The organism is Flavobacterium tructae, assembly GCF_001853485.1.
In the GTDB taxonomy this organism is placed as follows: Bacteria; Bacteroidota; Bacteroidia; order Flavobacteriales; family Flavobacteriaceae; genus Flavobacterium; species Flavobacterium tructae.
Genome location: NZ_MIKE01000027.1, coordinates 157,596 through 180,560, shown reverse-complemented (window position 1 = coordinate 180,560; position 22,965 = coordinate 157,596). Strand labels below are relative to the sequence as shown.

The window sequence follows — 22,965 nt, the reverse complement described above, 5'->3', positions numbered from 1 at the left end:
GTATGGCTAAAATTATTGGCCTGACAGGCGGAATAGGAAGCGGAAAAACCACTATCGCAAACTACTTTGCAGAAATGGGGGTGCCCTTATATATCGCCGATGATGAAGCCAAAAAAGTAATGCAGTCTGAAAAGATTGTGAAACAAATTAAACTTGCTTTTGGAGACTCGCTCTTTGAAAATGATGTTTTAAACAGAGCTAAATTAGCCGAGATTGTTTTTAATGACGCCGATAAACTGGCAACATTAAATGCAATTGTACATCCGGCAGTTAAAGAAGACTTCGAGCTTTGGTTGTTGAAAAACAAAAAATACCACTATGTAATTTACGAAGCTGCAATTTTGTTTGAAAGCGGCCGTTATAAAGATTGTGATGTTATAGTAACCGTTACAGCTCCCGAAGAGATGAGAATTGAAAGAGTTGTTAAGCGTGATAAAACCACACGGGAACAAGTTTTAAGTCGGATGAAAGTGCAGTGGGATGATGAAAAACGAATTTCTTTAAGCAATTTTGTTATTAATAACAGTAATCTTAAAATTGCCAGAGAAGAAGTTGTTAAAATTCTTAAAATTTTAAATATAAAACAAAATCAGTCTTAAATGTTAATATTTGGTTAATGTATTATTTAGTATATTGTTAAAATATTAATTTTGTTTCGATGAATAAATTATTTTTTAGATTACTTGTTTTATTGATGAGCTTGTCCTTAATAGGGATAATTTTGGTGCAGGTATACTGGTTTAATTCTTCGTTCAAAAACAACGATGAGCAGTTTAAATATCATGTTACTCAGGTAATTGGAAATGTTGCTGATAAATTGGAGCAGCAGGAAGAATACAGTTTTTACGATAAATACAACCGCATTAAAGACAGTACCGGTAAAACACCTAAAAAAGAAGACTTACTTCAGGTTTTTTACATTCAAAGAAACGCAAAAACAAACAAAACAATAGTTTATTCTAATACGCTTACATCTGAAGATTATGATATTAGCGGCTCGATTTTTAATAAAAAATTTAGCAGCGAAAGATTTAAAAACTTTAGTTCAAAAAGAGTTACAGAAGTATACAACAATAACAATAATATTGACAATAATGCTTTAGGACAAAGTATTATTCCTGATTTAAAAATCGAAAAATCTGGAAGTCTTGATATTTTAAATAAAGTTCAACAGCAAATTCAGTACAAAGACGTTGCTTCTTTGACGCCTATAGAAGGTAGAATTACAAAGGATAAACTTCAAAAACTCTTAAAGAAAGAACTGGAAGAATATGGTGTGAAAACCAAATTTGAATACGGTGTTCTCAACAATGGTCTTGCGACGAAAGTAAGATCGGATGGATTTCATTACGATAAAGACGCAAGTTATCATGTGCCAATTTATACAGATAATGAAGGAAATAGTAAATATGAATTGTTTATTACATTTCCGCATAAAAAGAAATTCTTATTGTCAGAATTATTAAGTATTACGATACTGTCAATAATTTTTACATTAATTATCATAGTTGCTTATACCAGTGCACTAAATCAATTGTTACGTCAAAAACATATTTCTGAAATCAAGACCGATTTTATAAATAACATGACGCACGAGTTTAAAACGCCGATAGCGACAATTAATCTGGCATTAGATGCTATTAAAAATCCTAAGATAATTGAAGATAAAGAAAAAGTGTATCGTTATCTTCAAATGATCCGGGATGAAAATAAAAGAATGCATGCTCAGGTAGAAAACGTGCTTCGTATTTCTAAACTGGAAAAGAAAGAATTAGATATTACAAAAGAGCCAACTGCTATTCATGATATTATTGATGATGCAATTGAACATGTAAATTTAATTTTAGAAGACAGAGGAGGAAGTGTAGCCAAACATTTTCATGCAGCGAGAACAACCTGTCTGATCAACGAAGTGCATTTTACAAATGTGTTGGTTAATATTTTGGAGAATGCCATAAAATATTCTCCGGGTACGCCTGAAATAGAAATTTTTACAGAAAATGTGAAAGACATGATTCTGATAAAAGTAAAAGATAACGGTCTTGGTATGAGTAAGGTAGCTCAAAAACGAGTTTTTGAGAAATTTTACAGAGAACATACAGGAGATTTACATAATGTAAAAGGACACGGACTAGGTCTGGCTTATGTGAAAAGAATAGTAGAGGACCATAACGGTCAAGTATATGTTGAAAGCGAGAAAGGAAAAGGTAGCACCTTTATAATAAAAATACCATTAATAAATTAAAATATGGAAAATAATAACAAAAGAATACTTTTAGTAGAAGATGACCTTAATTTTGGGGCAGTTCTTAAAGATTATCTAATGTTAAATGACTTTGAAGTTACTTTAGCTAAAAACGGTATGGAAGGTTTCGAAAAATTCAAGAAAGATGTATATGACTTATGTATTCTTGATGTGATGATGCCTTATAAAGATGGTTATACTTTAGCCAAGGAGATTAGAGAAAAGAACAGCGAAGTGCCAATTATCTTCTTGACAGCTAAGTCTATGAAAGAAGATGTATTAAAAGGATACAAAGCTGGTGCTGATGATTATTTGAATAAGCCTTTTGATTCTGAGGTTTTATTGATGAAAATTAAAGCAATTATTCAAAGAAAATCTGCCGATACAAAAGCAGAGCAGGTACAGTTCGAATTCAATATTGGTAAATTCCATTTAAATTCAAAACTAAGATTCCTGACTTTCCAGGACGAAGAGCCAATTAAATTGTCTCCAAAAGAGAACGAATTGCTAAAAATGTTGATTCTTCATGAAAATGACTTAATGCCAAGAGAATTAGCTTTAACTAAAATCTGGAGAGACGATAACTATTTTACATCCAGAAGTATGGACGTTTACATTGCTAAACTTAGAAAATACTTAAAAGCTGACGAAGATGTTGAAATTCTAAATATTCACGGTGAAGGTTTCAGACTTGTTGTTAAAAGCAAAGTTACAGAATAACAAAAAACATAACCAAACAAAAAAATATTAGAGTCCTGAGAAATCAGGACTTTTTTTATGCAGAATTTTAACCGCGAGGCATGCAACGATTTTCGCAAAGTTAGCAAAGAGTTCGTCTCAAAGCTTCGCGAACTTTGCATTTTTTCCTTTGCATTCTTTGCGGTTAAGTAAAAAAATATCAAGAAAAATATTCTTAAAATACGATTTCTATGTTTTTGATTTTGAGTTTTGTAGTCTTTTTTTTGGCTTTAAGAATAATATGAATAAATTTTTTGTACTGATTTTTCTTAAAATAAATTTGGAAAATCGAAAAAGTATTCTGAATATTTGCAGACGAAAAAAATAATAACCCTTTAAAAACGAAGAAAAAATGTTTGTATTTACATCTACATCTCAGAGCTTCACATCAAACAATTTTGGTGCAGTGCTTCTTCGTGGCTTATTTCAATCTTAGAAATATACTTTTAGATATATAAAAGCCCGAAGACATTTAGTTTCGGGCTTTTTTTTATTCTAGACACTTCAAATTTTCCCGAAAAATCGATTTTATTTATCCTTCAAGGATAAAATGCTAAGCCTATTGGGCTGTTAATTTAATGCACTATAATTTTTTTATGGAAAATTATACGGTAGACGAGTATGCTTTATGTGCTCGTTTTAAAAGTAAAAGAAAGAAAAGACGATTAATTAAAGAAGATTTTGAAAAACAATTAATTGAGTTAAGAAAACTTGAAGTTGACCTTTGGAAAAAGCGTAGAAATTTACCATTGGTTGCTTTAGAAGTTCCTTATCAAAAAGGATGGCAGCGTAATTTTAAATTAAGAGATGATGTCGCCAGATCAAGTGAAGCTTCATTTTACACAGAATTATTGGAAAAAATAAATACATGGCAGTTTTCTCCTGAAAAATCTTTTAAGAGAAAGAAAAAGAGAAAAAGAAAGCATGTGTATGTAGAAAATATCCAAACGGTAAAAGAATTTTCAGAGTGGGAATGGAAAAGTTCAAAACTCGAATTAACCGAAAAGGAAAAAGTACATTTTTATAAAAGAGAACGCTGGTGCAGCAATTGTAAACGATACAAAATTCACTATGTATTCAATGAGCCCTGGCGATATGTACTGCGTGTTAGTCCATATATGATAACACATACCAAAATGGTTGATTCTGATTTGGAAAGTCAAATTCAGTTTATAGACAATTATATTGTAAACAATCATCTGAGATATAAAATAAACAGATTAATAAATGGCTCTTCTCATAAATGGAGTTACTACGAAAAAGAGAATCCAAAAGAGATAAGTCCAATTAAAAATAAAAGTCTACAGGCATTGTATCAGCAGTATGTAGACGAAATTATCTAAATCATGGGAAATAAATTATCCGGAAAAGACCTGATTAAATTGGGGTTTCCAAAAAACAATTCAATAAACATTGCCTTAGGGCAAATAAACAGATATAGAAAAAGAGAGAAAAAAGAATCTATTCTAACCGAAGCAAAAGATGTTTTGCTGAATCCCGAAAAGTACGAAGGAAATGGTACCTGGGGCAAGGTGGCTGAAGGTTTAATAAAGCCGGTGCAGGTAAGAATGCATCAGTTGAAAACAACAAGAGCTCCCTTCAAAATTTTTGGCGAAAATGAGATTGATGAACAGGCGAAATATCAATTGTATGATTCATTAAAACTGCCAATTTCAGTTGCAGGTGCTTTAATGCCGGACGCGCATTCGGGCTATGGATTGCCCATTGGAGGGGTTTTGGCAACAGATAATGCTGTAATTCCGTATGGAGTTGGGGTGGATATTGGATGCCGAATGAGTCTTTCGATTTTTGACTTGCCAGCTTCTCATTTTAAAGGCAAAGAACATCAATTAGAAACTATTTTGAGGGACAATACCAAATTTGGAATGTATGAAACTCATGCTTCAAGAGTAGATCATGATGTTTTTTACAAAAGCGAATTTCAAGACATTCCATTATTGAAAAATCTTTTACCGAAGGCGTATAAGCAGTTGGGAAGTTCCGGAGGAGGAAATCATTTTGTCGAATTCGGAATTGCTAAAATTGAAAATCCTGAAAACGAGTGGAAGCTTGAAAAAGGGGAGTATTTCGCAGTTTTATCGCATAGCGGATCTCGAGGGTTAGGAGCAAATATTGCGAAACATTATACCTATTTGGCGACAAAACAGTGTCCGTTACCAAAAAATGTGCAGCATTTAGCCTGGTTGGATTTGAATACGCATGACGGACAGGAATATTGGCTTGCTATGAATTTAGCCGGTGAATATGCAAAAGCCTGTCACGATGATATTCACAGACGAATTGCCAAAGCTATTGGGAAAAGGGTAGTGGTCACGATTGAAAACCATCACAATTTTGCCTGGAAAGAAATGGTAAACGGTCAGGAATGTATTGTACACAGGAAAGGTGCAACACCTGCCGGAGAAGGGCAATTAGGAATTATTCCCGGATCGATGACCGCTCCCGGTTATATCGTGAAGGGTAAAGGTAATGCTGAGAGTTTAAACTCTGCGTCTCACGGTGCCGGACGTTTATTTTCGAGAGCGAAGTGTAAAAGTACTTTTACGCAAAGTGAAATTAAAAAGGTATTAAAAGCGAATGAGGTTACCTTGATTGGAGGGAATATTGATGAAGCACCTATGGCGTACAAGGACATTACCAAAGTGATGTCAAATCAAAGTGATTTGGTTGAAGTTCTGGGAACTTTCACACCAAAGATTGTTAGAATGGACCGATAAAAAAACAAAGATTATGAAAAGATTTCAGGATGAGAATAAGTTTTTAGAAAGTTTTATAAACGAGATTTTAGTAAGGTGTCCGAAATGTGATTCTAAAGCTAAGGTAAAGAGTAAACTTTCAGAAGGATGTGAGTGCGGGCATTGTTGCACTAAAGTTTTTGAATGTAAAGATTGCTTTCTGAAACTTGATAGCCCCGTTTATCAATACATTGCTTATGGCAAAGCACATTGTAATCAATGTTATGAGAGATATGAATTTAAATCACAACCCTTAAAAGACAAACCGAAAGTATATAAAACAAGATGCCCGCATTGTAATTTTCAGGAAGAATGGAAACCAAAAGTGGAAAAGGTTTTGAAGAATTCAAAAAGGGATGACGGCTTAGTTAAAGAGTATTATTACAATTTGCCGCTTTGGTTTCAAAAAGAAGTGGGAACAGCTGTTTTTTGGGCTTATAACCAGCAGCACATTGATTATTTAGGAAGATACATTGAAGCGGAATTAAGAGAAAGAAATAATAATGGAAGCGGTAATAGTACAATGGTTTCAAGACTTCCAAAATTTGTAAAGGAAGCTAAAAACAGAGAAAAGCTTCTTAAGATAATAGAAAAATGGAAAAAATAATTCAGATTACAGCGGGTCGGGGACCGGCAGAATGTACTTGGGTAGTGGCTCAGGTACTTAAAAAAGTTCTGGAAGAAGCACAGGAGGAGCAATTAGAAACGACTTTGCTTCAGCGAGAAGTGGGCCAGGAGAATGGAACAATTGAAACGGCAACAATTGCAGTAAAAGGTAAAAATGCCACTCAATTTGCAGCTTCCTGGACAGGTACTATTCAATGGATTGGTCAAAGTCAGTTTAGAAAAATGCACAAACGTAAAAATTGGTTTATTGGCATTTTTGAGATTGAACCACAACAGAATGCATCATTTTTAGAAAGTGACATTCAGTATCAGGCCATGCGAAGTTCCGGAGCTGGCGGACAGCATGTGAACAAGGTGAGTTCGGCAATCAGAGCAACTCATGTTCCAACCGGAATTGCGGTTGTTGCAATGGACAGCCGTTCGCAGCATCAGAATAAAAAACTGGCAACAGAACGATTATTAAAAAAACTAGAAGACGAAACTTTACAGCAACTTAAAAACCATGTTGGAAAACAATGGGAAAATCAGCTGAACATTCAGCAGGGGAATCCTGTCAGAGTTTTTACCGGAACTGATTTTAAAAAGAATAAAACAGAGAAGAGTTATAAAGGAACGCGTCAGAAGTTAAAAACAGATTTACGGAATGAGCATAATTAAAAAGTTGGTCGCAAAAAGCAATGATTGTATGCGAATTATACGTGACAAAAAAACAATAAATATCGACACATAAAATGAAAACAATAGATAAATATCTCTTTCAGGCTCTGGACAGTTATCCTTATTCATTAGAAGAAACGATTGAATCTTTAGATTATGCATTTTCATATGATGCTAAGAATACGATGGTTTTCTGTTTGTATGGACGGATTCAGGCGGAACAATTATGGAATTATGAAGAAGCCAAATGGTATTTTCAGGAAGCTTTAGCAATAAATATTCATGCGCTTGAGATATATCCTCATTATGTACAAACTTTAATTTTGAATGAAGATTTTGAAGAGGCAGAAAAATTAATTGATTTTGCTTTAACAGTAAAAGGTATAAACAAATCTGAAATTTTTGTCAAAAAAGCAATTCTTTACGAAGCACAGCAAGAGTTTGGATTAGCATTAAAAGAAATTAAAAAAGCCAAACTATGTACGTTGCAATTTGCTTTTGAATGCAACATTAGGGAAGTAGAGAAAAGAATTGAAGGTAAGATGGATTTGTTAAAGAAGAAGAAAAAATCAAAGTAACTTGATTGAATAAAAAACGATGCAACACTGCATCGTTTTTTATTTTCATGATACGGAATCAAATTTAAATACACCTGATAATGGTTGAGTAATAAAAAATAGCTTTGTTTGAATCTCCTTTTATTTCCAGTGTAATTTTAAAGCAAAAGATGTTTTCTCACCTTTGGTAATGCTGAATGTTGATATAGTTTGATTGTCGTTTTCGCCCTCGTGAATGATTACATTATCCTGAAGGGAAAGTTCTTTCATGAAGTTCATTTCAAAACTTTTTACTTCCTGTTTCAGGATTCTTTTCGGGTCAACGTGATCGAGACACCATTCCAGATACTTGACATTATTGACATGATTTACGATATCCAGATCAGAAAGGTAAACTGTTTTTTCAAAAATAGCTTCTTTTTCGTGAGTGATATTTATTTTTGAAAAACCTTCTGTAGTAGCGCGTTTCTCCGGATACAATTCAAAATGTTCGTAAGGCAGAGCTAAAGCTTCCGGACGTCGTAATTGTGTATTAAAAACAGCCCAATAGGTTTCACATCCTACTATTTTTTTTCCGTTTGCGTGTATCTCTAAGGCACGAACGGAACGAGAATTTTCTAAACTGTTGATCCATGTTGTTACCGTAACAATATCTCGCCATTTTGGTAAAGCAGTAATTTCTACACGCATACGGCTTAAGACCCAGGCCTGATCAAATTCCTGCATATCCGTAAAGCTGATCCCCCCAATTTCAGAATGTGCAGCAGCCGTCAATTGCAGAATGTTGCATAAGTCAGTGTACTTTAGAAAACCATTTGGTGTACATTGTGTAAAATTGATTTCCCAGTCTTTGCTTAGAATGGAAGTAAAATTAGGAGATATTGGCATTGCTGAATTTTAGATTTTAGATTGTTGATTTTAGATTGATTTAGAAAATAGAGTAAAGAATACAGAGAATGATTTTTACTTGAAAGAATTCTCTATATAATCTATAATTTCTTTTCTGTCTGTCGCGTAATCAAACCATTTGGTGGCTTCATTTCGTTTGAACCAGGTAAGTTGTCTTTTTGAGAAACGTCTGGTATTTTTCTTGATTTCTTCGATGGCAAATGGCAACGAGAATTCTCCGTCAAAATAACTAAATAATTCGCGATACCCGACTGTTTGAAGCGCATTTAACGTTTTGTTGGGATGCAAAGCTTTGGCTTCTTCCAGTAAACCGCCATTCATCATCAGATCTACGCGTTGATTGATACGGTTGTAAATTACAGCTCTGTCGGCTTCTAAACCTATTAAAATCGGAATAAAGTTTCGGTTGTTTTTCTTCTGATTTAAGAAAGAAGAGTAGGGTTTCTGAGTCCCAATACAAACCTCTGTAAAACGCATCATTCTTTGCGGATTTTGAAGTGTTTGCGGGTTTTCTACGGTGAGTTTTTGATAATAATCAGGATCCAGTTTTTGTAATTGCTCCTGCAGATAATTGATTCCTAGTTTTTCGTAGTTTGCGTTTATGTCAGAACGTACCTCAGGATCAATTTCCGGAAATTCATCGAATCCTTTTAAAATGGCATCAACATACAATCCTGAACCGCCAATCAATATAGCGAAATCATTTGTTGAGAATAATTCTTCTAATTTTAAAAGTGCTTCTTTTTCGTAGTCACCAACAGTATAATTTTCGAAAATAGATTTATTCTGTATAAAATGATGTGTCGCTGATTGTAATTCTTCGGGAGTAGGAACTGCGGTACCAATTGTCATTTCTTTAAAAAACTGACGACTGTCGCAGGAGATTATCTCACAATTAAAATGTTGTGCCAGAGCAATGCTTAAAGCTGTTTTGCCTATTGCTGTTGGTCCGACGATGGTAATTAGATATTTCATATTTTTTTAGTCTTAATGGTGGTAAAACCTTAGACTTGCAGGGTTTAACTTTTAATAAAAATGAGATGGAGAAATTTTTGTTGAATTAATTGTTCGGTAATTTCGTTCCACATTCAAAACAATATTGTGCATGATCAAAATGTACCTGTGCCTTGCAATTTTTGCATGTTTTTTTGCTGCTTACGACACTGTTTTTTAGACTGCTTTTTGCAAATTCAGCCGTCACAATTCCGGTAGGAACAGCTATAATTCCATAACCTAAAATCATGACAAAGGCAGCAATAAACTGACCAAGAGGAGTCTGCGGAGAAATATCGCCGTAACCTACTGTGGTTAAGGTAACAATGGTCCAATAAATACTCATTGGAATACTTGTAAAGCCGGAGTCTTTACCTTCGACCAGATACATAATCGAACCGATTATAATGGTGCTGATCAGTACGAAGTAAATAAAAACAAGGATTTTCTCTTTACTGGCTTCGATGGCTTCCCGAAGTTGAATAGACTGATGCGAAATTTGCGGAATATGCAGGATTTTAAACAATCTAAAGAAACGTAAGGCTCTTATTATGGAAAGCACACTTGCTCCGGGGAAAAATATCGATAAATACATCGGCAGAACTGCCATTAAATCAATAATTCCGTAAAAACTAAAAATGTATCGAATTGGTTTTTGAATCGAAATTATTCGAAGTACATATTCAATGGTGAAAAATACGGTGATAATCCATTCGCAGATAATAAGCTGAGTATGGTATTTTTGATTGATTCCCTGAACGGTTTCCATCATAATCAAAATAACGCTTAGTAAGATCAATCCAAGCAGAACCAAATCAAACATTTTTCCAAAAAACGTATCTGTCCCGTAGAGGATGATTTTGACTTTTTCCCGGAAGATTTCGTATTTTGATTTTATTTTTTTCATCCTCACGAAGATAAGTAAAGTTTTGCAGTGTTAAAAATGAAGAACCTTTATTGATTTACTCTTTCGGAGGTAACTTTGAATAATGTTTTTCACATCGCGATTATGCTGCATCGGAATTAAAATATTTTTTAGAATCTCGATGTTTGTAATTTGATAATTTAGATCGTAAAAGGCATATCCTTTATAAAGGCCATTTTCAATTAAAATCGCGCTTCTTTCGTTGACATTTCGGCCTCTGTCCAGCAAAATCATGCTTTTATTTTCGAAACTGTTTTCTGCGATAAATTGTTGTACACGAGCATTGTAAACTTCAGGTGTTACTTCTTCAATACAGGCACCATCACATTCTTTGATTTTATATTGAAAACACTCTTTTTTGGTTTGATAAAGTCCCGTTAGCTTTTGGCATAAATGATATTTTGACGTAAATCTGAACAGAGCATTTTTACCTTCCTGCAAAGTACCAAATGAGGTAATTTCTTTTTTACGACCGTCTGCTTTTTCAAGCTTTAAATTGATATAACCATTAGTGTCTTTTTCTGCATATAAAGCATACTGAAAGATCGTTTTTCGTTGTGAACGATTATATTTTGGACGATTTATTTTTATTTCTTCACTTTCTTTTAGGAGTGCAATTAACTCGCTTCCCGTTTCATCATACGTGATGGTAAAAACTTCTGCCTGAATTTTTTTGCTTTTGGTGGTAATTCCTGTAAAATGTTGATTGACTCTTTTTTTGATGTTTTGGCTTTTTCCAATGTAGATTAGGGTTCCACCTTCATTATATATGTAATAAACACCAGTTTTTGCGGGCATTTGTGCCAGAATATCCAGAAATTTTGGAGCAATTCCTTTTTCTACTTCCAGTTTGATAAAATCTTTTACAATGGTTTTTTCCAGGTCTTTTTCCAGAAGCATTTTAAACAGCTTGGTTGTTGCCATTGCATCTCCGCTGGCACGATGTCTGTCTGCCATTGGAATTCCAAGTGCTCGCACCAGTTTTCCTAAACTATAGGAAGGCTGATCCGGAATTAATTTTTTGGCAAGTTCGACTGTACAGAGGGTTCTGGCTTCAAAATTGTAACCCAAACGTCTGAATTCTGTGCGTAAAATTCGGTAATCAAAAGAAGCGTTGTGTGCTACAATTATACAATCTGTAGTGATTTCTATAATTCGTTTAGCAACTTCAAAAAATTTAGGAGCAGACCGCAACATAGCATTATTGATTCCGGTTAATTTCACCACGAAGGGCTGAATCGGAATTTCAGGATTGACAAGGCTAATGAACTGGTCAATTACCTCGTGGCCATCAAATTTGTAAATGGCTATTTCGGTAATTCCTTCTTCATTAAACTGGCCTCCAGTGGTTTCTATGTCTAGTATTGCGTACATTTTCAATGTCAATATCAATTTCAAAAATCAATGTCAATGCTAAAAATCAATATTAAAAATTGAAATTTGCAATTGCTATTGTAATTGTCATTGAAAAATTATCTTTTATTTATTATCATTTTTGATGAAATTGCAATAAGTTGTTCAACTTCAATTAGAAGTTTGTCCCTTTTGTTATTATCACCTTCTTTTATATAATCTAAAATTTTTAGCGAATTTCTGGATTCCTTCAGTTCTTTTGCAACTAGAGAAAGTTTAAAAATAAAATCTTTATCTGTAATTGAACCTTGTGCTTCTCCAAAATTCAGTGAAGCACTTCCGGATGATCTAATCAATTGATTTTTGTAATATTCATTTTCGAATAACTTCTCTAATTGTCTTGTAAAGAAAATACATTCTCCGGCAAAACGAACTAATCGATCCTCAAAATTGAATATTTTTTCCATTTATATAATTGATTTTTGAAATTGCCATTGATATTGAGAACTTATCTTCCCCCAAAAATACTACTTCCAATGCGGACCATTGTGCTACCACATTCAATTGCGAGTTGATAATCTCCGGACATTCCCATAGAGACAGTAGTCAGGTTGCAGTTTTCTTTATTCAGTTCTTTTATGGAATCAAAAATAGATTTTAAATGTGTAAATTCTTTTTTAATTTGGCTTTGATCTTCTGTAAAAGTTGCCATTCCCATTAATCCTAAGATACGAATGTTTTTCAGTACTTTGAATTCTGGTGAAGATAGTAATTCATTTAATTCGTTTTCGTCTAACCCAAATTTAGATTCTTCTTCGGCAATATATATTTGAAGCAGGCAATCAATAATTCGATTGTTTTTCAATGCTTGTTTATTGATTTCCTGCAACAATTTTAAGCTGTCAACACCATGAATCAAACTTACAAAAGGCGCCATAAATTTGACTTTATTCGACTGTACATGACCAATCATGTGCCATTGAATGTCTTTTGGCATTTGTTCCCATTTTTCAGTCATTTCCTGGATTTTATTTTCTCCAAAAATGCGCTGACCGGCATCATATGCCTGCATTAAATCGGGAACCGGTTTTGTTTTAGAAACGGCAACTAAAGTTACATTTTCAGGTAAACCTGCCTTGATTGTATTTAAATTCGATGCTATCGACATGGTATTTCTTTTTTAGGAAAGGATAAATTGCTTGGAGATTTTCTCTGCTTTTTTACTTTCGCTATAATCATAAAAACCTTCACCTGATTTTACTCCTAACTTTCCGGCTCTAACCATATTCACTAATAGTGGGCAAGGGGCGTATTTTGGATTTTTGAAACCGTCGTACATTACATTTAAAATAGCAAGACAAACATCAAGACCAATAAAATCTGCTAATTGAAGAGGCCCCATTGGGTGTCCCATTCCTAATTTCATTACCGTGTCAATTTCGTAAACTCCCGCAACTTTGTTGTATAAGGTTTCGATAGCTTCGTTTAACATTGGCATTAAAATTCGATTGGCCACAAAACCAGGGTAATCGTTTACTTCAACAGGAACTTTACCTAATTTTACAGATAAGTCCATGATGGTTTTGGTAACTTCATCGCTGGTGTTGTATCCACGGATGATTTCGACCAATTTCATAATCGGCACCGGATTCATAAAGTGCATTCCGATAACTCTTTCAGGATGTGCCACAACTGCTCCGATTTGAGTAATAGATATCGAAGAAGTATTCGTTGCCAGAATGGTGTTATGAGAACAAGCTTCGTTTAATTGTTTGAAAATATTAAGTTTTAACTCTACATTTTCAGTAGCAGCTTCAACTACTAAATCTACACCAACAACACCGTCTTTAATATCAGTATACGTAATAATATTAGTGATCGTTTTGGTAACTTCTTCCTGAGTGATGGTACCTTTAGAAAGCATTCGGTCTAAATTGGCAGCAATAGTTGCCATTCCTTTGTCTAATGATTTTTCAGAAACGTCAATTAGTTTTACCACAAAACCACTTTGTGCAAATGTATGAGCAATTCCGTTACCCATTGTTCCTGCACCAATTACAGCTATAGTTTTCATTTAAATTTGATATTATATTTATGATTTTAGCCACGAGTTCACAAATTAATTTATGAACTCGTGGCTAATTTATTTTTTTAAAACTTCCAAATTATTTATCGAAACAATCAATTATTTGATAAGCCACTCGTAATGCATCTGTTGCCTGTTCCAGAGTCACAACCGGAGTTGTGTCTGTTTTTATAGCATTGGCAAATGATTCCAGCTCATCTAAAATTGCGTTATTTTGTTCTACATCAGGATTTGTAAAATAGATTTGCTTTTTTACACCTTCTGCATTTTGTAAAATCATATCAAAATCACCAGGGATTTCCGGAGCGTCTTTCATTCGAACCACTTCACATTTTTTCTCCAGAAAATCTACAGAAATGTAGGCATCCTTTTGAAAAAATCGTGTTTTACGCATGTTTTTCATCGAAATTCTGCTTGCCGTTAAATTAGCCACACATCCATTTTCAAATTCGATTCTGGCATTGGCAATGTCCGGAGTTTCACTAATTACAGAAACACCACTTGCATTGATGTTTTTTACTTTTGAGTTTACAACGCTCAAAATGGCATCAATATCATGAATCATTAAATCCAAAACAACAGGAACGTCTGTACCACGAGGATTGAACTCGGCGAGACGGTGTGTTTCTATAAACATTGGGTTTTCGATCATGTTTTTTGTAGCAATGAACGCAGGGTTAAAGCGTTCAACGTGACCTACCTGACCTTTTACATTGTGTTCTGCCGCCAAAGCAATGATTTCTTCGGCTTCTTCAACAGTATTGGCAATTGGTTTTTCTATAAAGATATGTTTTCCTGATTTGATGGCTACCTTAGCACATTTGTAGTGTGAAAGAGTTGGGGTCACAATGTCGATAACATCCACAGCGTGAATTAATTTTGCAATTGTGTTGAAGTTTTTATAGCCAAACTCTTTTGAGATTCTTTCGGCATTTTCCTGATTTTCGTCGTAAAATCCAACTAATTCGTATTGGTCAGATTGTTGTAATAAGCGTAAATGTATTTTACCAAGATGACCTGCACCTAAAACTCCTACTTTTAACATGAGAATGTATTTTAAACAAAAATATAATTTATTTGTTGAAAGTAAAAGTTTAGTTAGGACAAAGTCGAAATTATTTGAACAATTTTAAATGTATTTACAGACTTAACTTCTCTTTAAAGTTATTGGTTTGTCTTCGTGATATTTCTACTTTTACTTCTTTCGGAAGCTGTACGAGCAGATTACCACTAAACCAAGGGTCTATTTTGAGTATGTATTCTATATTGATAATTTGGTTTCGATTGGCCCTAAAGAAATAATCATCAGGAAGTTTCTCTTCAATATGGTTTAATGATTTATTAAGTACCGCTTTTTCATCCTGAAAGAATACTTTGGTATAATTGCCATCTACTTCAAACAGAAAGATATCGGCAATTTTTACAAGCCAGCATTTTTCGCCATCGCGAATAAAAATCTGATTGTTTGGCGTCAGTTTCTTATTGCTTTTTTCTTCTTTTTCAATTAGATTTTGACTTACTTTTTCGATGGAATGCGCAAATCTTTTTGGATTTATAGGTTTTAGTAAATAATCTAAAGCATTGTATTCGAAAGATTTAATAGCGTACTCATCAAAAGCCGTTGTGAATATTGTAATGGGAACTTTGTCAAGCATTTCCAACAATTCAAAACCATCTTTTTCGGGCATATTGATATCCAGAAAAAGCAAATCGGGTTGGGTTTCCTGTATTAATTTAAAGCCTGAATCTACATTTTCTGCTTCTCCAATAATTTCAATTTCCGGATGATTTTTAATTAATTCTTTAAGCTCATTTCTGGCCAGACGGGAATCTTCAACAATAACAGCTTTTATTTTTTTCATACTTAAAGTATTGGAATTGTTATTTTTGCAATTACTTTATTTTCTATTTCCTGCAATTTAAAACGAGCTTTCTCGCCATAAATTAAATGCAATCTTTTCTCGATATTTTTGATTCCTAATTGTGTGGAATTTTTTTCAATGGTAAGTACTCCTGTATTCGAAACTTCAATGGTCAAATTGTTGTTTTCCATATTGGTTTCTAATGCAATTTGACCTCCTTCTTTTAATTTTGCAATCCCATGTTTAGCTGCATTTTCGATCAGCATTTGGATGATCATAGGGGGGATTTGCAGCTGTAAAGTATTTGGGGCAATTTGAGAAGTAAAATTCAAACGTTCTTCCATCTGAATTTTTGAAATTTCAATGAAGTTTTCTACCATTTCAATTTCTTCTTCCAATGCAATTGTTGTAATCTCGTTTTTGGTGAGGGAATATCGAAGCATTTCGGACAATCGAGTGATCATTTCTCTTGATTTTTCAGGATTTTCCAGAATTAATCCGCGAATATTATTTAAGCTGTTAAACATAAAATGAGGATTGATTTGCCCTTTTAAAGCATTCAGTTGAGAATCTTTTAAAGTATTTTCAATTTCCATTCGATCCATTTTATTGTTCTTGATTTGTGAGGTCGTTTTGTAAATGGTGTACACAACTATCCAAAGAAAGAACAGAAATCCCATCACAAAAACAAATAAAACTTGTCTTTTTGCGGATTGAGACGGATGATCAAAAACTTCCGGGTTTTCATAAACATAAGTGATCATTAGATAATTATACGCGGTTAGCGCCCCATAATAAAAAAGGGCAGAGGCGAAAATTAGAAAAAGCAGTTTAATAATTTCCCAAAGCTTAAAATCGTCCAGTTTTATGTATCGATCATAAAAATGTTTTAAAGCTATCGAAACTAATGTAAGCACGCAAACACTAAAGAAGTAGTCTAACAGAAGCTGCCAATTTTTATATCCCAGGAAATTTAATTCCGGAATGATAATTTGAGGAATAAAAATTATTCCTGTATAGATAGTCCATATAATGATCTGAACTAAAATGAAAACGTGATTCTTTTTTTGAAACATTTTTATAAGTTATTTTACCTTTAGCGGTGTGTGGTACCCATAATACATTCCTGCGATAAAAGCGCCTAAAAAGAGCAGACAGAATAGTACGACTAAAGTCATCAGAATTTTTGCGGTTAATTTCACTAAGATAAAATTTTAAATAACAAATTGCTTATTTCAATTGTCAAAGCTATAATTATTTTGATCATAATTTTAAGTTTTAAAAACTTTGGCAATGCTACCAGCATTGCCAAAGTTACATTTTAAATAACTAATTTTTAGGTTGAAAATCCGGGTGACCCACTTGCCATAGTGCAAAGCTTAAAACATCAGCAACTTCTTCATACGATTTTGCTTTTGAAGCTCCGCCAAAATGACCTGCTTCATAATCGACTTTTAACAAAGTTGGTTTTTTAGACGCATTTACCTCAAGCAATCGAGCAGCAAATTTAGCAGGTGACCAAACAATGATTCTAGGGTCATTGAATCCTGCTGTTGTTAGGGTTGCAGGATATTTAACCCCTTCTTTTAGTTGTAAATAGGAGTCCATTTCTATAAGAGCTTTGGCTTCATCTTCGATTTTCATAGTTCCAAATTCAGGTGTATTTGCAGGTCCGTTTGGTGCATTTTCACCTCTAACGGTATTCATGCTTCCTACTCCCGGAATGGCTACGGCATATAAATCGGGTCTTTCAGTAATGGCTCTTCCTACCAGAATTCCACCGGCGCTTCTGCTGTAGATTGCCGTTTTTGTCGGATTTGTATACCCTTCTTTAATCATATATTCGGTACAGGCAATTACGTCTTTCCAGGTATTTGGTTTTGTGCTTTTTTGACCTTCCAAATGCCATTTTTCGCCTAATTCTCCACCGCCTCTTACGTGAGCAACAGCAAGTATTCCGCCTCTTTCTACCCATAAAAGCAGACTAGGATTAAAAGTAGGAGACATAGACATTCCGTAGGCACCATAACCATAGAATAAAACAGGATTGTTTGCATCTTTTTTGATTCCTTTTTTATAAATAAGGGATAGTGGAACTTCGACACCATCATACGATTTTACCATTAATTCTTCAATTTCAAAATTTTCAAATTCTGGATATTCAGTAATAGTGGAGAGCTCTTCTCTGACAAAATTGTTTTTCTTTACATCGTATTTATAACGCTCTCCTTTGGTGGTCCAGCCTGTTGTTCGAACCCATAAGTCTGAAAACTTACTTCCTCTTGAGCTTAAAACAATAGTAGCGGATTTTTTTGGTGTTTTGATTTCACTGTGTTTTTTTCCTTCAAAATCAGTGAAGAACAATTTACTTTCGATTCCGTTTTTTGTTTTGGTATAAAAAATCCCGTCTTTGGTAATCGTAATAGGGTTCAAATTGGCTTCTTTGTCTTCAGGGATCACCAGTGTTGCAGTTGCTAAATTTGGATTAGCCATACTGGTTTTTGTTACTTTAAATTTTGGAGCATTTAAACTTGTGAAAAAATAAATGTCTTTATCGCTGAAAGCAAAATTTTTAATTTCATCTTTTCTGTCCGTTAATAATTTCCAGCTAATTTTAGCACTTTTCAACTCTGAACCTTTGGCAATAAACATTTTCATGTTCGGATTTACAGAATAAGGCATCAGAAAAAGCATCTTGCTGTCTACGTCATAACCCATAATAGGGATTTCTTCTTCTGCAATTTTTAATTCAGGATACATGGCCTTCGAAAAAATCACTTTATCCTTTGTAATTTCATTTCCTATAACGTGCAGTTTTGTAACGATATTCAATTGCGCTTTTGCATCATGAATATCGGCTGTTGGTGATTGTGAGTACAAAAATGATTTGTCATCGTCTAGCCAATTGGCATTTCCAAATCTTAACTTGTCGATTTTATCCGCCAAAATTTTATTGTCGGCTGTATTTATTAAAAACATTTCGCTCATTTCACCACCATTTTTGGAAATGTTTACAGCAATTAGTTTTCCGCTCTTATTGGGAGAGAAAGAACTAATAGTAAAGATGTCTTTTGCTTCACCTTTTAGCGTTTGTGGGTCAAAGATTAATGTCTCTTTTCCTTTTAAACCAGCTCTTTTATACAGTTTTGCAACCTGATCTTTTGGAGTTGTTTTTTGATAAAAATAAGTGCCATCTTCCATAATCTGCGTTCCGCTGATCGCTTCGGTAACTCTGTCATTTATAGAAGTCAACTCATCAATAAGAGTTTTTTTTCCCGGAATTGAGTTTAAAATATTGTTTGTATAATCTGCCTGAGCCTTTAACCAGCTTAAGGTTTGTTCATTTTTTAAATCCTCAAGGTTTCTGTATTTGTCTTCCACCGTAATTCCAAAATAAGTGTCTTTAGCAGGGACAGAGGGTGCTTTTTCGGGTTTGTTTTGTGCAAATAAATTTCCTGTCGAAATAACTCCTAGAGATAGAAAAGCGATCTTTTTAAGTGTATTGGTTTTCATGATTGATATTTTTTGATTGAAGATTAGATTAATTCAGTACGACTACAGTGATAAATTTATAAAGCGCAAATCCGATTACAAATCCTACGATAAATGATTTAACAATTTTGTAAACGTTTACTTCTTTTTGGTTTTCCATAATTTTGGTTTTACTTATTGGTTAATTTTACTGATTGATTGATTGATTGATTGATTGATTGATTGATTGATTGATTGATTGATTGATTGATTTTTTACAAGTGAATTAAAAAACTAATGAAATTGGTAATAAGTCCGATTGCAAAACCAATAGCTAATGGTTTTAGAGCTTCGGTCGGAGTTTTAAAATTGAAAGTGTTCATAATTTGGTTTTTAAATTATTATTTCCTGATTGATGTTTCAAAAGTAGGAACACATCAGCTGAAAATTTTGAAAAAAATGACGAACGGTTGATACAAGCATTTGAGTGGTAAATGGTTCTGATTACATTAAATTGAAAGAAGTTTCTGAGTTGAAAACATTCTGCGTGAAAGCATTTAAAATTGATTTACTTTCCTATTTTTGCAAAAATAAAACCAATCCATTTTGAAAGATACTGCCAAACATCAAGGACTTCGCAATCAATTAGTAAGCACTTTAGAACAAAAAGGAATTACTGATAAAGCAGTTTTAGATGCGATAAAAAAAATCCCGAGACACCTTTTTTTAAATTCAAGTTTTGAAGATTATGCATATCAGGATAAGGCATTTCCTATAGGAGCAGGGCAAACTATTTCGCAACCTTATACAGTTGCTTTTCAATCGCAATTATTGGAGGTTAAAAAAGACCATAAGATTTTAGAAATTGGTACAGGATCGGGGTATCAAACAGCGGTTTTGTTTATGTTGGGAGCAAAAGTGTACAGTGTGGAAAGACAGAGTGAGTTGTTTAGAACAACTTCTAATTTGTTTCCAAAATTAAACATTCGTCCAAAACACTTGTCTTTCGGAGACGGTTATAAAGGGTTGCCAAGCTACGCGCCTTTTGATAGCATTATTGTTACTGCCGGAGCTCCGTTTATTCCGCAACCTTTAATGGCACAGCTTAAAATAGGAGGAAGACTTGTTATTCCGTTAGGAGAAGATGTTCAGATTATGACTCTATTGATTCGAAAGAATGAAACACAATTCGAAAAGCATGAGTTTGGAGAATTTCGATTTGTTCCTTTATTAGAAGATAAAAATTAAAATAAAACCCACTAGCAATAGTGGGTTTTGTTTTATTGTCCAATAATACTAATATAACGCTCCAGACTTTCTTTTTCGATTTTGGCGATGAAGAATAAAAAATCTTCTTTGTCTTTTTTTATTTGAGCGGTTTCCAGAGATTGATAGTATTGCATTCTGTTTTCATAATCTCCTTTTATATTGGCGATCAGATAGCCTTTTTGCATTAAAATTAAATTCATGACTAATCTGGAGGTTCTGCCGTTTCCATCGATAAACGGATGAATAGTAACTAGCCTTTCGTGCATTTCGGCTGCAAGAATAACCGGATGTAATTTATTTTTGTTGATTTCATACCAAATAAAATACTCTTCCATTTCCTTTGCAATTAAAAAAGGCTGTGGAGGCATGTGACTGCTTCCCTGAATCATGACCTGTACTTTTCGATAACGGCCTGCATCTTCGGGAATTATACCTCGCAGAATTAAATTATGGATAGCTAAAAGATCGCGTTCATTTAAGCCGTTGCTTTTTTGTATTAAATCTTTGATAAAACCTATCGCTTCCTGATGATTAATGATTTCAAGATGTTCTCTCATACTTTTTCCTGAAATGGTCAAACCTTCGTTGATGACCATATCGGTCTCACGAAGCGTCATGGTATTTCCTTCAATTCGATTGCTTTCAAAAGTATATTCGAGCTCAAGTGCCTGACTAATTTTATAGCTATCGAATTGTCTGTAAGTATCCAGGTTTTCTTTTAAAACATCTATTTCACTAAGGATTTTTTCTAAAGTGGTTGATAATTTTAATTTGGAGACTGTTTTATTGTATTTGATTTCTTTCTCTGCAACTTCAAGCGCTTTTAAAGCAAATTCGTCATCACCAATTTCATATAGAATTTTTTCTTTCAGCCATGCGATCATTAAAGTCTCATAGTCTATTTCTAGAAGTTGAGACAGCTTAACAATTTGATCTTTGGTTGGTTTTCGGGAACCGCTTTCAAATTTGCTTATTAAAGCCTGATCGATGCCAAGTAGTTGTGCTACTTCACGGGTTTTTAGACCTTTTTGTTCTCTTGCATTTTTAAGGAGCGATTTCATTTTTACTTTATTTAAAATGTCTTGACAAATTTGGTCATAAATTTAGTGAAAAAAAAGCAATATCAAAATATTGCTTTTTAAAATACTATTTAAGAGGAAGTGAACCGTCTTTTTTCATTTCTTTTGCCACTGTTTGCACAATTGCATCAACGGTTTGACCAAGGTCGATAACATATCCTGATTTGGAAAGATGTTCTCTTTAGTTGTATGCTTTTTTGATTCGGTCTAAATCACGTTTGGTATCCTGTTCTTTCAGAGATTCGCGTTTGTCGTAGTTTTTCTTTCCTTTACAAAGACCTATTTGCAGTTTGGCAAGTCCTTTTTCGTTGGTAAATAATTTCAATGGGACAATAGTTAGTCCTTTGGCCTGAACATTTTTATGCAACGTTTTAAGCTCCTTTTTGTTCAAAAGTAATTTTCTTTCACTTCTGGATTTATGATTGAATTGATTCCCAAAAGAATACTCTTCGATATAGGTATTAATGGCAAAGAGTTCCATGTTGTTAAATTCACAAAAGCTTTCAGTAATATTAGCTTTACCTAGACGTATGGATTTAATTTCGGTTCCCGACAAAACAATTCCCGCTGTATAAGTGTCGATTATTTCATAATCAAAACGGGCTCTTTTATTAAGTATATTGACTGTTTTTAACATAGTGTACAAATGTAAAACAAAAAAGAAAAACTTTAATAAAATCTGAAAAAATTAAAGCTTTTTTTGCAATCTATGATTTTAATCATATTCAAGGAAAAAACTTACACATAAGTTTGTTGAATAATTTAAACAAACTAAAACATGAAAAAAATTTTAACATTAGTAAGTATTGCATTTATTGGTTTAACAGCAAAAGCACAGGATACAAATCAGGGTTTAAAAGGGACCTGGTTTGCAACATCACAATTTGGATATCAGCAAACTAAGACAGGCGACGTTAAAAATACAAATCTTTCTGTATTACCAATTGTGGGAACATTTGTAACGCCTTCCGTTGCAGTAGGAGCGGGGTTTGGTATTATTAATATAAAAGCTGATGCAAAAGCAGGAACTGTAGCAAAAACAGATTTGCTTGTTATTCAGCCGTTGGCTAGAAAATACTGGAATGTAGCAGGTTCGCTATATTTCTTCGGACAGGTAGCAGCTCCTATTATCACAGGAAAAGAGAAAGAAAGTGATTTGAAGATTAGTCAATATGGCTTATCAGTTTCAGGAGGGTTTGATTATTTTATTAGTAAAAATTTCTCGGTTGAGTTTTCATACGATCTGGCAAACTTTACGTCTACGACATTAGATCCAAAAAATGGTGAGAAAACCACAGTAACCAATTTTGGACTGGCACATGTTGCAAATGTTGACCCTTTTTATAATACAGCTTTGGCAGGAAGCAGGCCAAATTTGACTTCTCCACTTTCTTTTGGGTTTAAGTTTCTCTTTTAAAAAGACGATGAAATAGATGTA

At 33.7% G+C, this 22,965-nt stretch carries 23 protein-coding genes; 10 read left to right on the top strand and 13 right to left on the bottom strand.

Annotated elements, in window-relative coordinates; translation table 11 throughout:
• Positions 1-2 precede the first annotated feature (2 nt).
• From coaE to BHE19_RS19725, 8 genes are all read left to right on the top strand, one after another.
• Positions 3-599: a dephospho-CoA kinase gene (gene coaE / locus BHE19_RS19760; RefSeq protein WP_070908537.1), complete on the top strand. Its 597-nt coding sequence runs from the start codon at positions 3-5 to the stop codon at positions 597-599.
• 59 nt (positions 600-658) lie between these two features.
• A complete protein-coding gene (locus tag BHE19_RS19755; protein WP_070908536.1) occupies positions 659-2,245 on the top strand; it encodes a sensor histidine kinase in 1,587 nt (528 codons plus the stop codon).
• A gap of 3 nt (positions 2,246-2,248) precedes the next feature.
• Positions 2,249-2,965, top strand: coding sequence for a response regulator transcription factor (locus BHE19_RS19750; protein WP_017497133.1), 717 nt, complete (start codon positions 2,249-2,251; stop codon positions 2,963-2,965).
• Between the two features lie 614 nt (positions 2,966-3,579).
• Positions 3,580-4,326 (top strand): hypothetical protein, encoded by a 747-nt coding sequence (locus BHE19_RS19745; RefSeq protein WP_070908535.1) that lies wholly within the window; start codon positions 3,580-3,582, stop codon positions 4,324-4,326.
• 3 nt (positions 4,327-4,329) lie between these two features.
• Complete coding sequence (locus BHE19_RS19740) at positions 4,330-5,721, top strand: RtcB family protein (protein ID WP_070908534.1); 1,392 nt, start codon at positions 4,330-4,332, stop codon at positions 5,719-5,721.
• Between the two features lie 13 nt (positions 5,722-5,734).
• Positions 5,735-6,346: a hypothetical protein gene (locus BHE19_RS19735; protein ID WP_070908653.1), complete on the top strand. Its 612-nt coding sequence runs from the start codon at positions 5,735-5,737 to the stop codon at positions 6,344-6,346.
• The gene (prfH, locus tag BHE19_RS19730; RefSeq protein ID WP_070908533.1) at positions 6,334-7,023 is read left to right on the top strand and encodes a peptide chain release factor H; all 690 of its coding nucleotides are present in this window, start codon (positions 6,334-6,336) and stop codon (positions 7,021-7,023) included. Before BHE19_RS19735 ends, prfH begins: the two co-directional genes overlap by 13 nt.
• 74 nt (positions 7,024-7,097) lie before the next feature.
• Positions 7,098-7,601: a tetratricopeptide repeat protein gene (locus BHE19_RS19725; protein WP_070908532.1), complete on the top strand. Its 504-nt coding sequence runs from the start codon at positions 7,098-7,100 to the stop codon at positions 7,599-7,601.
• A 120-nt stretch (positions 7,602-7,721) separates the two neighbouring features.
• Here the strand turns inward: BHE19_RS19725 and BHE19_RS19720 are convergent, their stop codons facing one another.
• From BHE19_RS19720 to BHE19_RS19670, 11 genes are all read right to left on the bottom strand, one after another.
• On the bottom strand, positions 7,722-8,468 hold the full coding sequence (locus BHE19_RS19720; RefSeq protein ID WP_017497126.1) for an acyl-[acyl-carrier-protein] thioesterase: 747 nt from the start codon (positions 8,466-8,468) through the stop codon (positions 7,722-7,724).
• A 75-nt stretch (positions 8,469-8,543) separates the two neighbouring features.
• Entirely contained in the window at positions 8,544-9,464 is a 921-nt protein-coding gene (gene miaA, locus BHE19_RS19715; protein WP_070908531.1) for a tRNA (adenosine(37)-N6)-dimethylallyltransferase MiaA, read from the bottom strand.
• Positions 9,465-9,549: 85 nt separating this feature from the next.
• Positions 9,550-10,389 carry an ion transporter gene (locus BHE19_RS19710; protein WP_070908530.1) on the bottom strand — a complete coding sequence of 280 codons (840 nt, stop codon included), beginning with the start codon at positions 10,387-10,389 and terminating at the stop codon, positions 9,550-9,552.
• Between the two features lie 30 nt (positions 10,390-10,419).
• Entirely contained in the window at positions 10,420-11,781 is a 1,362-nt protein-coding gene (locus BHE19_RS19705) for an exonuclease domain-containing protein (protein WP_017497123.1), read from the bottom strand.
• A 98-nt stretch (positions 11,782-11,879) separates the two neighbouring features.
• Positions 11,880-12,227 carry a four helix bundle protein gene (locus BHE19_RS19700; protein ID WP_070908529.1) on the bottom strand — a complete coding sequence of 116 codons (348 nt, stop codon included), beginning with the start codon at positions 12,225-12,227 and terminating at the stop codon, positions 11,880-11,882.
• A gap of 41 nt (positions 12,228-12,268) precedes the next feature.
• Complete coding sequence (locus BHE19_RS19695; protein WP_070908528.1) at positions 12,269-12,928, bottom strand: YggS family pyridoxal phosphate-dependent enzyme; 660 nt, start codon at positions 12,926-12,928, stop codon at positions 12,269-12,271.
• A 12-nt stretch (positions 12,929-12,940) separates the two neighbouring features.
• Complete coding sequence (locus tag BHE19_RS19690) at positions 12,941-13,834, bottom strand: 3-hydroxyacyl-CoA dehydrogenase family protein (RefSeq protein ID WP_017497120.1); 894 nt, start codon at positions 13,832-13,834, stop codon at positions 12,941-12,943.
• Positions 13,835-13,925: 91 nt separating this feature from the next.
• Positions 13,926-14,891 (bottom strand): Gfo/Idh/MocA family protein, encoded by a 966-nt coding sequence (locus BHE19_RS19685; protein WP_070908527.1) that lies wholly within the window; start codon positions 14,889-14,891, stop codon positions 13,926-13,928.
• Between the two features lie 94 nt (positions 14,892-14,985).
• Positions 14,986-15,708 carry a LytR/AlgR family response regulator transcription factor gene (locus BHE19_RS19680; RefSeq protein WP_070908526.1) on the bottom strand — a complete coding sequence of 241 codons (723 nt, stop codon included), beginning with the start codon at positions 15,706-15,708 and terminating at the stop codon, positions 14,986-14,988.
• Positions 15,709-15,710: 2 nt separating this feature from the next.
• On the bottom strand, positions 15,711-16,784 hold the full coding sequence (locus tag BHE19_RS19675) for a sensor histidine kinase (protein ID WP_070908525.1): 1,074 nt from the start codon (positions 16,782-16,784) through the stop codon (positions 15,711-15,713).
• Between the two features lie 253 nt (positions 16,785-17,037).
• Complete coding sequence (locus BHE19_RS19670; RefSeq protein ID WP_070908524.1) at positions 17,038-19,221, bottom strand: prolyl oligopeptidase family serine peptidase; 2,184 nt, start codon at positions 19,219-19,221, stop codon at positions 17,038-17,040.
• Positions 19,222-19,785: 564 nt separating this feature from the next.
• Between BHE19_RS19670 and BHE19_RS19665 the strand changes: the two genes are divergently transcribed.
• Complete coding sequence (locus tag BHE19_RS19665; protein ID WP_017497113.1) at positions 19,786-20,427, top strand: protein-L-isoaspartate(D-aspartate) O-methyltransferase; 642 nt, start codon at positions 19,786-19,788, stop codon at positions 20,425-20,427.
• A gap of 32 nt (positions 20,428-20,459) precedes the next feature.
• Here BHE19_RS19665 and BHE19_RS19660 read toward each other — a convergent pair whose 3' ends face one another.
• Positions 20,460-21,509, bottom strand: coding sequence for a Fic family protein (locus tag BHE19_RS19660; RefSeq protein ID WP_070908523.1), 1,050 nt, complete (start codon positions 21,507-21,509; stop codon positions 20,460-20,462).
• 199 nt (positions 21,510-21,708) lie between these two features.
• Positions 21,709-22,164 (bottom strand): SsrA-binding protein SmpB, encoded by a 456-nt coding sequence (smpB, locus tag BHE19_RS19655; protein ID WP_017497111.1) that lies wholly within the window; start codon positions 22,162-22,164, stop codon positions 21,709-21,711.
• Between the two features lie 141 nt (positions 22,165-22,305).
• Here smpB and BHE19_RS19650 point away from each other — a divergent pair, with 141 nt between their 5' ends.
• Complete coding sequence (locus BHE19_RS19650; protein WP_070908522.1) at positions 22,306-22,944, top strand: outer membrane beta-barrel protein; 639 nt, start codon at positions 22,306-22,308, stop codon at positions 22,942-22,944.
• Positions 22,945-22,965 lie beyond the last annotated feature (21 nt).

What these genes read in the sequence shown, in the direction of transcription:
- coaE (WP_070908537.1), top strand. Translation starts at nt 3, where the DNA reads ATGGCTAAAATTATTGGCCTGACAGGCGGAATAGGAAGCGGAAAAACC.
- BHE19_RS19755 (WP_070908536.1), top strand. Translation starts at nt 659, where the DNA reads ATGAATAAATTATTTTTTAGATTACTTGTTTTATTGATGAGCTTGTCC.
- BHE19_RS19750 (WP_017497133.1), top strand. Translation starts at nt 2,249, where the DNA reads ATGGAAAATAATAACAAAAGAATACTTTTAGTAGAAGATGACCTTAAT.
- BHE19_RS19745 (WP_070908535.1), top strand. Translation starts at nt 3,580, where the DNA reads ATGGAAAATTATACGGTAGACGAGTATGCTTTATGTGCTCGTTTTAAA.
- BHE19_RS19740 (WP_070908534.1), top strand. Translation starts at nt 4,330, where the DNA reads ATGGGAAATAAATTATCCGGAAAAGACCTGATTAAATTGGGGTTTCCA.
- BHE19_RS19735 (WP_070908653.1), top strand. Translation starts at nt 5,735, where the DNA reads ATGAAAAGATTTCAGGATGAGAATAAGTTTTTAGAAAGTTTTATAAAC.
- prfH (WP_070908533.1), top strand. Translation starts at nt 6,334, where the DNA reads ATGGAAAAAATAATTCAGATTACAGCGGGTCGGGGACCGGCAGAATGT.
- BHE19_RS19725 (WP_070908532.1), top strand. Translation starts at nt 7,098, where the DNA reads ATGAAAACAATAGATAAATATCTCTTTCAGGCTCTGGACAGTTATCCT.
- BHE19_RS19720 (WP_017497126.1), bottom strand. Translation starts at nt 8,468, where the DNA reads ATGCCAATATCTCCTAATTTTACTTCCATTCTAAGCAAAGACTGGGAA.
- miaA (WP_070908531.1), bottom strand. Translation starts at nt 9,464, where the DNA reads ATGAAATATCTAATTACCATCGTCGGACCAACAGCAATAGGCAAAACA.
- BHE19_RS19710 (WP_070908530.1), bottom strand. Translation starts at nt 10,389, where the DNA reads ATGAAAAAAATAAAATCAAAATACGAAATCTTCCGGGAAAAAGTCAAA.
- BHE19_RS19705 (WP_017497123.1), bottom strand. Translation starts at nt 11,781, where the DNA reads ATGTACGCAATACTAGACATAGAAACCACTGGAGGCCAGTTTAATGAA.
- BHE19_RS19700 (WP_070908529.1), bottom strand. Translation starts at nt 12,227, where the DNA reads ATGGAAAAAATATTCAATTTTGAGGATCGATTAGTTCGTTTTGCCGGA.
- BHE19_RS19695 (WP_070908528.1), bottom strand. Translation starts at nt 12,928, where the DNA reads ATGTCGATAGCATCGAATTTAAATACAATCAAGGCAGGTTTACCTGAA.
- BHE19_RS19690 (WP_017497120.1), bottom strand. Translation starts at nt 13,834, where the DNA reads ATGAAAACTATAGCTGTAATTGGTGCAGGAACAATGGGTAACGGAATT.
- BHE19_RS19685 (WP_070908527.1), bottom strand. Translation starts at nt 14,891, where the DNA reads ATGTTAAAAGTAGGAGTTTTAGGTGCAGGTCATCTTGGTAAAATACAT.
- BHE19_RS19680 (WP_070908526.1), bottom strand. Translation starts at nt 15,708, where the DNA reads ATGAAAAAAATAAAAGCTGTTATTGTTGAAGATTCCCGTCTGGCCAGA.
- BHE19_RS19675 (WP_070908525.1), bottom strand. Translation starts at nt 16,784, where the DNA reads ATGTTTCAAAAAAAGAATCACGTTTTCATTTTAGTTCAGATCATTATA.
- BHE19_RS19670 (WP_070908524.1), bottom strand. Translation starts at nt 19,221, where the DNA reads ATGAAAACCAATACACTTAAAAAGATCGCTTTTCTATCTCTAGGAGTT.
- BHE19_RS19660 (WP_070908523.1), bottom strand. Translation starts at nt 21,509, where the DNA reads ATGAAATCGCTCCTTAAAAATGCAAGAGAACAAAAAGGTCTAAAAACC.
- smpB (WP_017497111.1), bottom strand. Translation starts at nt 22,164, where the DNA reads ATGTTAAAAACAGTCAATATACTTAATAAAAGAGCCCGTTTTGATTAT.
- BHE19_RS19650 (WP_070908522.1), top strand. Translation starts at nt 22,306, where the DNA reads ATGAAAAAAATTTTAACATTAGTAAGTATTGCATTTATTGGTTTAACA.